The following is a 13,303-nucleotide window of genomic DNA, read 5'->3' as shown; positions in this document are numbered from 1 at the left end:
CGGTAAGCATCCTGCTTTGCCTGGAAGGGTTGATGGCCGACACGCTAAAGCAACGCGACCGGCCGGTCTGACATGGGAAGTGGGGACAACCGCGCAAACGATTGCCGGGGCCGGCGGGCCCCGGGCTTGGCCTCAAAGGCGCCTGCGTTTGCCCAGGCTTGGGATGGTGGTAGGCGGGATGACGGCCTGTTCAGGCTGGGCCTGGGTGCTGGCGGCGAGCCCCGAGAGGGTGGGCTGGGTGAACAGCGCCCTGGCATCGACGTGCAGCCCGGCCTGGCGCAGGCGCGCCACCAGGCTCACGGCCAGCAATGAATGCCCGCCCAGCTCGAAGAAGTTGTCGTCACGGCCCACCTGCTCGATCTTGAGCAACTCGGCCCAGATGGTCGCCATGGCCGCTTCCAGCTCGCCTTCGGGTGCACGGTAGGCGCGGCTGATGACCGCATCGGCGCCGGGCGCGGGCAAGGCGCGCCGATCCAGCTTGCCGTTGGCGCTCAAGGGCAACTGTGCCAGGCGCACGAAGGCCTGGGGCACCATGTACTCCGGCATGCAGGCCAGCAGGTGACCGCGCAGGGCTTCGAGGGCCGGCGCAGGCTGGCCGTCGCACAGGGTGAAGTAGGCCACAAGGCGCTCTTCGCGCATCAGCACCACCGCCTGCGCAACGGCCGGGTGGGCGGTGAGCGAGGCCTCGATCTCTCCAAGTTCCACGCGCAGGCCGCGCAGCTTGACCTGGAAGTCGTTGCGGCCCATGAATTCGAGGTTGCCGTCTTCTCGATAGCGCACCAGATCGCCTGTGCGGTAGAGCCGGTCGCCGTCGACGAAGGGGCTGGCGATGAAGCGTTCGGCCTGAAGCTCAGGCAAGCCCAGATAGCCGCGCGCCACGCCTACTCCACCGATGTGCAACTGGCCTACGCCGCCCAGCGGTACCGGGCGGTCGTGTTCATCGAGTACATACACGCGGGTGTTGGGGATCGGACGGCCGATCGGCGGTGTCTGCACCGGCAGTGGCGTATGGGCCGGCAACGACCAGGCGGTACTGTCGACAGTGGCCTCGGTGGGGCCATACACGTTATGCACGCACACCCAGGGCAAGCGCTCGCGAAGGCTTTGCAGCAACGCGGGGGTAAGATCGCCGCCTCCGCAGAAAATGTCGGTGAGCCGGGTGCACCCCTGCACCCCTGGCTGATCGAGGAACTGCTGCAACAGCGCCGGGACGAACTTGACGATGCTGACCTGCTGCGCCTTGATCAGCTCCACCAGGTAGCCAGGGTCGCGGTGCCCACCGGGGCGAGCCAGGACCAGGCGCACCCCCGCCGTCAACGGCCAGAACAACTCCCAGACCGAACCGTCGAAGGTGCACGGGGCGCGTTGCAGCAAGGCGTCACCGGCACGTGGTGCCCGGATCAGCGAGCCCCAGTGCATCAGGTTGCACAGGCCGCGATGCTCGATCATCACGCCCTTGGGCGTGCCGGTCGAACCTGAGGTGTACATCACGTAAGCCAGGTGCTGCGGGCCAAGGCCAGGCACCTGAGGGTCGGTGCAGGGACGCTCGTTCAGATCACAGCGGTCCAGGTTCAGGGTGGGCTGTTGCAACGGCGCGAAGAGCCCTGCCGTGGCCCCGTGCACCAGCACCGTGACCGGGTTGCAGTCCTGCAACATGAAGCGCAGCCGCTCTTGCGGGTATTCATGGTCCAGCGGCACGTAGGCACCACCTGCCTTGAGCACCCCGAGCAAGGCGATCATCAGGCTGACACCTCGCTCGATGCACACCGCCACTCGGCTGTCAGGTGTCACGCCCAGGCCGATCAGGTAGTGCGCCAGGCGGTTGGCCTGTTCGTTGAGCGTCTGGTAGTCCAGGCTCTGGCCGTCGGCCTGCAGGGCGATGGCGCAGGGGGTACGTTGCACCTGGGCCTCGAACAGCGTCGGCAGTGTCTGCTGAACAGGGCTGGTGGGGTCTTCGGTGGCGTTGAAGCCTTCGAGCATCAACGCAAGCTCCCGTGCAGGCACCGGGCATAGCTGCTGGAGCATGCCGGATGTCGGGTCCGATAGTGCCTGGCCGATCTGTTCGAGCGCCGTGCCCAGGTAGTCCAGCATGCGCTGCGCCCCCAGCGCACGCGGGGCACGCACAGACAGTTGCAGGCGATCTCCCGGGTCATCCACCGTCAATACCAGGCCATGGCTCGTCACTTCACTGGCTTCGACCAGCGCGACACCCGGCATGACCTCGCCCAACGGCAGCGCACCCTGACGGTAGTTCACCAGGCTGTCGAACAGTGCGCTGCCGGCCGGCAGACCGCTGCATTGCTGGGCCAGGATCAGCGGCGCATCTTCATGGGCCAGTAGCGCCGCCAGGCGAGCATGGGTATCCACCAACGCCTGCGCTGGGGTGCAGTCATTGAGGTTGATGCGCAGCGGCAAGCTGTTGATGAACATCCCCAGCGCCCGGTCGGCGCCAGGGCCGGCCATGCTGCGCCCCAGCAATACCGTGCCCACCACGACTTGGTCGCGCCCACTCAGGCTACCCAGTGCGTGGGCCCATGCCAGGTGCAGCAGGCTCGCAAGGCTGGCGCCATGCGCCCTTGCCAGGGCGCGCAGGCTGGCGACCGTGGCGGCGGGCAGGTCACGGCTGGCGTTCTCGAGGTCGGCCGGATCGAGCGCCACTGCGCCCCAGCCCGACAGCGGCTGCTGCGGCGCCAACCCCGCCAGTTGCTCGGTGAAAAATGCCCGGTGGGCGGCCTGGCGCTCGGCGCGGTTAGTGAGCGCCACGTAATCCCGATACGGCACTGGCGCTGGCAATTGCGCGCCCCGCCCCGCCATACAGGCCTCCAGCTCGCCCAGTAGCACCTGCAAGGACACCGCGTCGTTGACCAGATGGTGAAAACGCAGCAAGGCCAGCCAACGGCCCTGTTCAGGTGCATCCATGCACACCAGTGCCAGCATCGGCGCCTTGTCCAGGCTGAGCGGGCGCCGGCCGGGATGGTAGTGGTCACGCCATTGACCTTCAGGCCCCTGCCAGCGTTCGACTGGCAGGCGGGCATGGCGCCAGACCACCTGGTGCGGCGTCTCCAGCCCTTCCCAGGCCAGGCTGGTGCGCAGGATGTCGTGGCGCTGCATCACATGCTGCAACGCTACGGCGAAGTCGCGCACCTGTTGCTCGGTGGCGAACGAGAACAAGGCCTGTTGCTGGTACGGGTCGACCGTGTCCGTCAGGTGGTGGTACAGCAGCCCCTGCTGCAAGGGCGCCAAGGGGTAGATTTCCTGCATGTTGGCCGCGCCACCCGGCACCCCCGCTACGATGCGGTCGAGCGCTGCCTGACTGAGCGTGGCCAGGGGCAGCATGCCCGGCTCGATGCGCTGGCACTGCAACGGGATGCACGGCGGTGGGTTGTGCACGCACTCGGTGGCCCTGGCGCTGGCGGCGACCGCTGCCAGGGTCGATTGCCCGAACAGCACCTGCACATCGACCTGCAGGCCTTGTTGGCGCATGGCCTCGATCAGTTGGACAGCCAGCAGCGAATGCCCGCCCAGCTCGAAGAAATGGTCGTGCCGGCCGATGCGCTCGATGTGCAGCAACTGGGCCCAGAGCGCGGCAAGGCGTTGCTCCATCTCCCCTTCTGGCGGCTCATGCTCGTGCCGCACCATGGCCGTGTCATCCGCTGGGGGCAGCGCGCGTCGGTCGAGCTTGCCATTGGCGGTCAAGGGCCAGTGGGCGACCTGCATGTAGGCGACCGGTAACAGGGCGACTGGCAGGCTATCGCGCAGGTGATCGTGCAGGGCCCGGGGCGTGACCGGATCGGTCGCCGTGAACCAGGCATGCAACTGACCCTCGCGGAGCATGACCACGCCTTCGTTCACCGCCGGGTGACGGCTCAAGGCGGCTTCGATCTCCGCAAGCTCGACCCGCATACCGCGGATCTTCACTTGGTCGTCGTTGCGGCCCAGGTACTCAAGCGTGCCGTCGGACAGCCAGCGCACCCAGTCACCGGTCCGGTAAAGCCGGGCGCCAGGCGCGCTACTGAACGGGTCTTGAACGAAGCGCTCGGCGCTCAGTTGCGGCTGGTTGAAGTAGCCCCTGGCCACCCCTTGGCCACCGATATACAGCTCACCGGCCGCGCCGGGCGGCAGCAACTGGCCCTGCCCGTCCAGCACATACACCTGGGTGTTGGCGACCGGAACGCCGATGTGCAATGGCCCACCCGGCTGCACCTGCCCCGACGTGGCCACTACCGTGGCTTCGGTCGGGCCATAGTTGTTGATCACCTTGCACGTCAGCTCCCGGCCCAGTCGTCGCAGGCGGTCACCGCCCACCAGCAGGGTTTCCAACGTTGGATGGGGTATCCCCTGGGCGAAGGCGAGTTCCGCAATCGGCGTGGGCAAGAAGCTGACGTGAAGCGTTTGGGCCCGCCACCAGGCGAGCAACGCGTGTATATCCTCGGCCCCTTCGCGTACCGGTGCCAGGTGCAAGGTGGCGCCACTGCACAGCGCCGGCCAGATCTCCCAGGCCATGGCATCGAAACCAAAGCCCGCCACGCTGGACTGATGGCGGCCTGGGCCAAGCGCGAATTGGGTGCAGTGCCAGTCCACCAGGTTGGCCAGCATGCGTTGCTCGACCATCACCCCCTTGGGTTGGCCGGTGGAGCCAGAGGTATAGATGATGTAGACCAAATCCGTACGCGTTTGCGGTGCGAACGAGAAGGTGGCTGCGGGCTCGGTCGGCCACGACGGGTCGTCCAGTTCGATCTGTGGCCTGCCGTGCTTGGGCAGGCGCGGTGCGAAGCGCGAAAGGGTCAGGACCACGTGCGGAGCGCTGTCCTGCAGCAGGTAGGCGATGCGCTCTGCCGGATGGGCCGGATCGACCGGCACGTAAGCACCGCCTGCCTTGAGTACCGCCAGCAGGCCAACCAGGGTGTCCAGCCCTCGCTGGGCGACCACTGCCACGCGCCGTTCAGGGCCTACCCCGAGACTTGCGAGGTGCTGGGCCAAGGCGCTTGCGCGGTGATCGAGCTCGCCGTAACTCAAGGTTTGGTCGCCGAAACAGGCTGCCAGGGCTCCCGGCTGCGTGCGGGCTTGCAGCTCGATGCGTTGCTGAATCAGGCAGGGCGCCGTGTGCGCCGCTGACATGGCCGTCATGTTCCATGCCCTGAGGCGTTGGTGCTCGGGTGCGGTCAGCATGTCGAAGGCCGATACCAGGGCCTGGGGTTGGGCCAGGCCCTGCTCCAGCACATGCAGCAGTCGTGCGCCGAGGGCTTTGGCCTGTTCGTCGCTGAACCAGGCGCGGCTGTGCACCAAGTGCAGGCGCGCGGTGCCTGCGTGGGTGTTGCAGCGCAAATGGATGCTCAAGGGTGAGGGTTCATGGCCATTGCAGATCATGACCGTCGCACCGGCCACGTCGCCGATTTGCAGCGCGTTGCTGTCTTCTTCGAAGGACACCAGCAGCTCGAACAACTGCGTGCGCCCCTCCTGCTGCGCGGCGACGTCGCGTTTGAGCGCGCTCAACGGGTAGCGCTGATGACGAAAATCCTGCTTGAGCGTAGCGACGATGGCTTGAATCAGGTCCGCGAAGGACAGGTTCCTGCCAAAGTCCATGCGCAGTGGGCTGACCTGGGTGAACAATCCCAGGGTTGCCTTGAACTGTGCGTTGGCGCGGTTGCGTACCGGCAAGCCGACCATCCATTGATCGCGCTGCCAAGTGCGGCAGACACAGACGTGCAGTGCCCCCAGCAACACCGGCAACGGCGACACGCCTAGGGTGTCGGCCAGCGCCCGCAACTTGCGCATCAAGCCAGGCGTAACCGCCAGATCAAGCGCATGGCTCGGTGAATCCTCCGGCGACAAGGCCGGTTGGGTAGGCCGCAGCAGGGGGTCGGGCAGTTGGGCAAGCCTGGTCAGCCAGTACTCACGGTCACGCTGATAACGCGCCGAGGCCCGGTAGCGCGCATCCTCTTCGATAAAGGCGCAGTACGAGGGCGCGCTGCCGGGCAGCGCCTGTTGGTGTTCGAGCGTGAGGTAAAGGTCGGCCAGTTGCTTGAACCACTGGTCAACGCCCCACCCATCGAGCACCAGATGGTGGGCGCGCAAGGCCAGCAAGTGCTCGCGGGGGCCCATCCTGATCAGCCTGGCCTCCCAGAGCGGCCCTTGCTCCAGTGCAATGGGCATGCGCATCCAGGCATCGAGACGGTTCAGGGCTGCATCGGTCGGGTGGGCGTCAGCTTGAAGGTCGTCCCACATCAAGGTCACGGGCAGCTGGGGGGCGAAACGCTGCCGCGCCGAGCCACCCTCCTGTACCCACACGGTACGCAAGGCATCGTGGAGGCTGGCCAGGTGATGCAGTGCCAGCGTCAGCCTGGTCCTGTCCACCTGCCCCTCCAGCGCGACATAGGCGCCAATGTTGTACAGCGGGGATGTGCCTTGGCTGAGTTGCTCCAGCCAGATATCCCGCTGGGCAACGGTGAGGTCGAAAAGGTCGGCGGCAGGCATGATCGGTCAGGTCCTTCTGAGGGGTCAGCGTGCGATTCAAACACCGGGCGCCTGCCCTGTATGGCCCATTAAACCCGGACACCCTCGCAAGCAACGTGGGCTGCTGAAATCCTTGTAGGAGATTACCTACACGGGGCTGGCGACGATGGCTCACGGCATATTGTATTGGCTTCGCTTATCCCTGCGGAGCCACCCTTCTGACGCCAATTTGCTGGCATTTGGCCCTTTTTCCAGCGTTCCCCACGCATCCGATGATCTGCGCCTACCACCTTTTGCTGGCATGTTCTGTCCCTGAATCCCGCTACAGACGTCTTCCAGTCAGCGGGCTTGAATACGCCCATACACCCTGCCCGATTGCAATGTGATTGCGCGGGCAGACGCAGTTACAGCAGGCCCTCAGGAACCCATCGACATGATGTTGAACGCTCGCTCCGACTACCGACCGGACCCTCATCTCTATCTGCAGCTGGGTGAATTGATCGCGCAGACCGGCGGCGCCTGTTTCGCCGAGCAGATGCTTCGCCTGGTACAGGATCAAGTCAGCATCGACGGGTTGGAAATCAGTGAATGGACCCTCGATGCACCGCAGTTGACGGACAGCCGGGTCGAAGTGCTCGGCCGCGCCGGTGTGCATGCAAGGCAGGTGGGCTCACGCTTGCCTCATCCCCTGCTGCAATCGATCGAGCAGATGCACGACCCATTGCTCATCGAGTTCAAGGCGCCCGAAGGCAGCAATCCGCGTAATCTGCGCCCGGCCCATCAATGCCACCTGGTGTCCTGCAGCGGTACCAAACGGTGGGTGATCAGTGCCTACCGCTTGCCCTGCGAGCGACGCTTTTCGCTGGCAGAGCTGTCGCAGCTCAAGAGCCTCTCCAGTACGCTGCTGCCGCTCGTCGAACATCACGGTCAATTGCTCGATCATGACGGCGCCGAAGTGATTGGCCAGGCGCTGGATGACGCAGAGGTCGGCAGACTGCAACAGACGTTCGGCAGACGTCTGATGCAGGCTTCAGTCAAGCTCTCGGTGCGCGAACAAGAGGTGTGCGTGGGCCTGCTGAGCGGCTGCACGGTCCCTGAGCTCGCCCGGCGGTTGAATGTGAAGAACAGCTCGGTGGAAACCTATCTCAAACGCGCTGCTGCCAAGTTAGGCGTAAGCGGCCGTAATGGCCTGACCAAATGGATGACAGGCGGGTAGCGACCTGCGCCTACCCCTCTGCGCAAACAGAGCACAGGTGTAAACCGAAATAGATGCATTTGATAATGATTCGTAGTATTTTCCCGGCGCGGTTACACCTCCAACTCCAGCGCCCTACTCAGGATCGTACTGTCGATGCGTCGCACGTTCGTCTCGCTTTGTGTACTTCATGCCGTTTCCCCCCTGGCGTTTGCCGATCCGGCCTCCCCGCCCGACGCCGCGCAAATCGAACTTCAAGCCTTGAGCATTACCGGCAGTGCCGATGCCGAACGGGCCGACGGCCCGGTCCAGGGGTACAAGGCCAGCCGCTCGGCCAGTGCCACGCGCACTGACACGGCACTGCACGAGACGCCTCAGTCCGTCAGCGTGGTACCCAAGGATGTCCTCCAGGATACCGGCGCCACCCGTCTGCAGGACGGGCTCGATTATGCCGGCGGCGTCGGCCGCGCCAACAACTTCGGCGGCCAAGGCCTTACCACTTTCACGGTGCGCGGCTTCACCACCGGCGAGTTCTACCGCAACGGGTTCCCGATCAACCGGGGGTACCCCAATGCGCCAGACGCCAATACGGTCGAGCGCCTGGAAGTCATCCGTGGCCCGGCCAGCAGCCTGTATGGCCGTGGCGATCCGGGTGGCACCTTCAACGTGGTCAGCAAGCAACCCCTGTCGGACCCGAGCGTGACACTGGGCAGTCAGTTCGACGACCAAGGCATGCACCGCGCCACCCTCGATGCCACCGGGCCGCTAAACGAGGACGGCTCTGTGGCCTACCGGCTCAATGTGCTGGGCGAAGGCGGCGACAGTTTCCGTGACGATGTGCAGGGCGAGCGCTACGACGTGGCCCCAGTACTGAGCTGGCAGGTCAACGACAGCACCAAGGTGGTGTTCGAAGGCGACTTCATGCGCAACAACCACCCCCTTGATCGCGGCCTGACCCGCTACGCTACCCAACCGCGCAGCGCCTCGCGGGACACCTACATCTGGGAAAAGGGCAGTGACAACCTGCTGCACAACGACAACAACATGGCCCAGATACGCTTCGAGCACCTGCTCAACGAAGACTGGACGCTGGCCGGCGGGTTCCAGTTCCTCGATGGCAGCCTGCAGGGCAATGCCGTGGAAGCCAACAAGGCCCCGGTGGATGGTCGCACCCTGGAGCGCAACTTCAACTGGCGCAAGCTGCAGTGGACCGACCGGGACTGGCAGCTGAACCTGACAGGGCACTTCGATACAGGCGCGTTCAGCCATACCTTGCTGACCGGCGTCGAATACGAGAATTACGATTACAACTCCATCATCCAGCGCTCCTCGGCGCGCGATGGCACCTACCCCATCGATATCTATCACCCGGTACTGGGCCAGCCTCGCCCTGCCCTGACCCGCACGACCACCTGGGACAAGGAAAACCTGCAAACCTGGGCGTTCTTCATTCAGGACCAAGTGGCCCTGACCGAGCGCCTCAAGGCGCTGGCCGGGGTACGCCTGGAGCGCTTCGAGCATGACTACGACGACAAGATGCCGACCAACCGCGACTTCAGCAAAGGCGAAAATGGCGTAACGCCGCGCTTTGGCCTGATCTACGACCTGACCGATACCCTGGCGGTGTACGCCAACACCGCGCGCTCGTTCAAGCCCAACACCGGCACGCCCGCCAGCGGTGGCGGCTTCGATCCGGAAAAGGGCAAGTCTTATGAGCTGGGGTTGAAGTGGGCGTCGCTCGATGGCCAGCTGAGCGCGGATGCTGCGGTCTATCACATCGTCAAGGAAAACGTCCTGGCCAACGACCCCAGCGACCCTACCAACACCTTCAAGGTGGCCGCAGGTGAGGTGCGCAGCCGCGGGCTGGATATCAACGTGGCAGGCAACCTGACCCCAGAATGGCGCGTCATCGGTGGCTATTCCTATGTTGATGCCCAAGTCACCAAGGACACCAGCCTGCCCAGCGGTACGCGCCTTGCCAATATCCCGCGCAACACCTTCAGCCTGCTGAACACCTACGAGTTCCAGGACGGTTTGGCCAAGGGGCTCGGGTTGGGCGTTGGGGTGAAGTACGTGGATGACCGTGCCGGCCAGACCGCAACCAGCACCTACACCATGGAGCGCTACAGCGTGGTGGACCTGCTGAGCTTCTACAAGGTCAACGAGCACGTACGCCTGAACCTGGACGTGAAGAACCTGTTCAATAAGGGCTATGACGAAGGCTCGTTCAACACCTACGCCTATCCGGGCGCGCCTCGTACGGTGCAGGCCGGGGTGGCCTACACCTTCTGACAGGCACTCGACCGGCTCGGCGGCCAGGCAGCCGCCGAGCCGGGCTGGTCATCAGAAGCCTTTGCTGTAGAACAGCGAGTACGACTCGATGCCATCGTTAGGCTGGCGGATGCCCGCGTTGGAGTAATGGATGGCGCGGATGCCGACCTTCTGCTCCGACGGCAACTTCAGGCCCAGGCCGATGCGGTCTTCGAAGTTGAAGGACGAGCCCATGCGCTGGTCGCCGACCCGGGTCTTGGAAAATGCTGCGATACCGATGCCTGCTTCGATGTAGGGGGTGTAGGTGAAGCCGCTGAATTCATAGGTGAACACCGGGCTGAAGGACAGCGAGTGGGCACCGCTGGCGTCACCGCCCTCCCAATAGGTGTAGCCCGCGTCCCAGTAGCCGGTCAGGTGGCCGACACTGGTCTCGAACCACTGCTTGTCCCAGTCGAAGGACAAGCCTGCACGGTAGGTCATGTCGCCTTGGCTGGTGACACCTACGGCGCCGGTAACCTGGGCAGCCTGGGCCAGGTTCGCCCCGGCGAAGGCCAGCACGGCGGCAGCCAACGAAGCAGCGATACGGGATTTCATCTATGACATCTCCTGATGGTAAGTGCGACAACTGGAGGCATGGACCCTGTGTCAGTTGGTTGCGTCAGCTTGCTGAACGCTGACCGAACGGCGCAGGGTTTAACCTCTCGAAATTTTTGGTAACCGAATCTCGTGTTTCGGTCACACGATGTAATAATTGCCGGATTATGGTCAGTTGTATAGGAACTTGGAAGTAGATTGCTATCACTTCCCGTGATCCTTTTAGCCGTTTACTGCTTGGGTTAGGCAGATAAGCGTGCTAGACCGCTTGATATATCCAAGGCTCTAGCGTGACAGTCTGATGCATCGAGCCCGGCGACCGATGCCTAGACCGAACGCCCTCAGCATCGTTCAAATCTTTTCAAATCAGGATGATGAGATGCTTTCTTCAAGTAGATTCACGAACGTCGAAAGGCTGCGCGAGACCGTCCCACGGCGCCAGACCAGCCAGGTCTTCAGGTAACGGAAGTCTTCAGACATCGGCCAGGCACTGACCGTGCTGCACCCTGGCATGTTCTCCAGCATGGTGCGCGGCATCATGGCCAAGCCCGCACCGGCACTGACGCACGCCAGCATGCCGTGGTAGGACTCCATTTCGTGAATCTTGCGTGGGACGGCCTGATCGTTGACGAACCAGTTTTCAAAATGGTGCCGGTAGGAGCAGTTGGCGCGAAACGCGTAGATATTCTCGCCGTTGACGTCTTGCGCCCGGTTCACAGGCGCATGGTTGAGGGGCGCGATGATGACCATCTCTTCTTCGAAAACCGGCATGCCCTCCAAGGTAGGGTGCAAGACCGGCCCGTCGATGAACGCGGCCACCAGCCGACCCGACAGAACGCCCTCGAGCATGGTCCCGGAGGGGCCCGTGGACAGGTCCAGGTCCACTTTGGGATAGCGCTGGTTGTAGGCTGCCAATACAGCCGGGATGCGCACCGCCGCAGTGCTCTCCAGGGAGCCCAGAGCGAACGTGCCCTGTGGGTCCTCCCCTGCCACGGTGCTACGCGCTTCCTGAACCAGGTCGAGGATGCGCCGGGTGTACTCCAGGAAGTTCCAGCCGGCCGGGGACAAGCGCAGGCGGCTTTTCTCACGTATGAACAGGTCCACGCCCAGGTCCTCTTCCAGTTGCTTGATGCGCGTGGTCAGGTTGGAGGGCACCCGGTGGATATGCTGCGCGGCTGCACTGATGCTGCCTTGCTCGGCGACTGCCTTGAACATCTCAAGTTGTATCAGGTCCACGGCTTTCTCCAAACGTGAATGAGTGACTCATTATTATTCAGTTTTCATTAAAGCCCTAGCCCATTAGTCTGAGCCCACTGCATAACTACAGCGAGAGTGCTCCGCCATGAATGCGATCAGCAGCCAGACCCACGCCATCTCACTCGACCCGTTCACCGGCGAACAGATCGGCGCTTACCCGTTCGACACCGATGCCGCGCTCGAGGCAGCGCTAACGCGGGCCAAGAGCGGCTATGGCCAGTGGAGCCGGCTGTCGGCCGATCATCGCAGCGAGCACCTCCTGGCCCTGGCCACTGTCCTGGAGGCGCAGGCAGAGACCTTTGCTCAGATGATCAGCCGCGAAATCGGCAAGCCGATTACGCAGGCACGGGGTGAAGTCAGCAAGTGCGTAGGCCTATGCCGCTGGTACGCCGAGCACGGCCCCGCGATGCTCGCGCCTGAAGCGACCCAGGTTGAAAAAGCCCGTATCGAGTACCGCCCGTTGGGCCCGATCCTGGCTGTGATGCCCTGGAACTTCCCCATCTGGCAGGTGCTGCGCGGCGCGGTACCTGCGATTCTGGCGGGCAATACGTACGTGCTCAAGCATGCCCCCAACGTGATGGGCAGCGCTTACCTGCTGGATAAGCTGTTCAAGGATGCGGGCGTACCAGAGGGTGTGTTTGAGGTGCTCAACGTAACACCGGAGGGTGTGACACGCGCCATCAACGACCCGCGCATTGCGGCGGTGACCTTGACCGGCAGCGTGCGCGCCGGCATGGCGATCGGTGCCCAGGCCGGTGCTGCGCTGAAGAAGTGCGTCCTGGAGCTGGGCGGTTCGGACCCTTTCATTGTGCTGGCCGATGCCGATCTGGATGCGGCGGTGCAGGCGGCAGTGATCGGGCGTTATCAGAATACCGGGCAGGTGTGCGCGGCCGCCAAGCGCTTTATCGTCGAACAGAGTATCGCCGAAGCCTTCACACGCAAATTCGTGGAAGCCACGCAGGCCTTGAAAGTGGGCAACCCGCTTGAAGATGCGACCTACATTGGCCCCATGGCCCGCTACGATTTGCGTGACGAGCTCGATGGCCAGGTGCAGGCCAGCCTTGCCGAAGGGGCTACTTTGTTGCTCGGTGGCCACAAAGTCGAAGGTATGGCCAACATCTATGCACCCACCGTGCTGGGTGATGTGACGCCTCAGATGACAGCCTTCAGGCAGGAATTGTTCGGCCCGGTTGCGGCGATCACCACCGCGCGGGATGCCGACCATGCCGTGGCGTTGGCCAACGACAGCGAGTTTGGCCTGGCTTCGACCATCTACACGGCCGACTATGCTTTGGCCGAACGGATGACGTCGGCGCTGGAGACCGGTGCGGTGTTCATCAATGGCTACTGCGCCTCCGACCCCCGTGTCGCCTTCGGCGGTGTGAAGAAAAGCGGGTTCGGGCGTGAACTGTCGCACTTTGGCGTGCGGGAGTTCACCAATGTGCAGACCGTGTGGTTGGATCGCAACTAAGGCGCTGTCTGGCATGAGAGCCGGGTTGTGGTCATGGCGTTTTAGCTTCGCGTGTTACATCG

General features: G+C 63.8%; 6 protein-coding genes. 3 read left to right on the top strand and 3 right to left on the bottom strand.

Translation table 11 applies throughout. The features are described 5' to 3' along the window. Positions 1-132: 132 nt before the first annotated feature. On the bottom strand, positions 133-6,474 hold the full coding sequence (locus MOP87_RS09790) for a non-ribosomal peptide synthetase (RefSeq protein WP_242810466.1): 6,342 nt from the start codon (positions 6,472-6,474) through the stop codon (positions 133-135). Between the two features lie 412 nt (positions 6,475-6,886). Here MOP87_RS09790 and MOP87_RS09785 point away from each other — a divergent pair, with 412 nt between their 5' ends. Continuing rightward, positions 6,887-7,669, top strand: coding sequence for a helix-turn-helix transcriptional regulator (locus tag MOP87_RS09785; protein ID WP_042139415.1), 783 nt, complete (start codon positions 6,887-6,889; stop codon positions 7,667-7,669). 135 nt (positions 7,670-7,804) lie between these two features. After that, positions 7,805-9,940, top strand: coding sequence for a TonB-dependent receptor (locus tag MOP87_RS09780; RefSeq protein ID WP_242810465.1), 2,136 nt, complete (start codon positions 7,805-7,807; stop codon positions 9,938-9,940). Between the two features lie 51 nt (positions 9,941-9,991). Here MOP87_RS09780 and MOP87_RS09775 read toward each other — a convergent pair whose 3' ends face one another. Together MOP87_RS09775 and MOP87_RS09770 are read right to left on the bottom strand one after the other, a co-directional pair. Continuing rightward, positions 9,992-10,513 carry an acyloxyacyl hydrolase gene (locus MOP87_RS09775; protein ID WP_027916324.1) on the bottom strand — a complete coding sequence of 174 codons (522 nt, stop codon included), beginning with the start codon at positions 10,511-10,513 and terminating at the stop codon, positions 9,992-9,994. Positions 10,514-10,879: 366 nt separating this feature from the next. Continuing rightward, positions 10,880-11,749 carry a LysR family transcriptional regulator gene (locus MOP87_RS09770; protein WP_023535440.1) on the bottom strand — a complete coding sequence of 290 codons (870 nt, stop codon included), beginning with the start codon at positions 11,747-11,749 and terminating at the stop codon, positions 10,880-10,882. Positions 11,750-11,855: 106 nt separating this feature from the next. Between MOP87_RS09770 and MOP87_RS09765 the strand changes: the two genes are divergently transcribed. After that, a complete protein-coding gene (locus MOP87_RS09765; protein ID WP_242810464.1) occupies positions 11,856-13,241 on the top strand; it encodes an aldehyde dehydrogenase family protein in 1,386 nt (461 codons plus the stop codon). Positions 13,242-13,303 lie beyond the last annotated feature (62 nt).

The sequence above is a fragment of the Pseudomonas sp. I3-I5 genome, from assembly GCF_022699445.1.
Taxonomy (GTDB): Bacteria; Pseudomonadota; Gammaproteobacteria; order Pseudomonadales; family Pseudomonadaceae; genus Aquipseudomonas; species Aquipseudomonas fulva.
The sequence above is the reverse complement of the archived record's forward strand: the minus strand, read 5'-3'. Positions and strand labels throughout refer to the sequence as shown.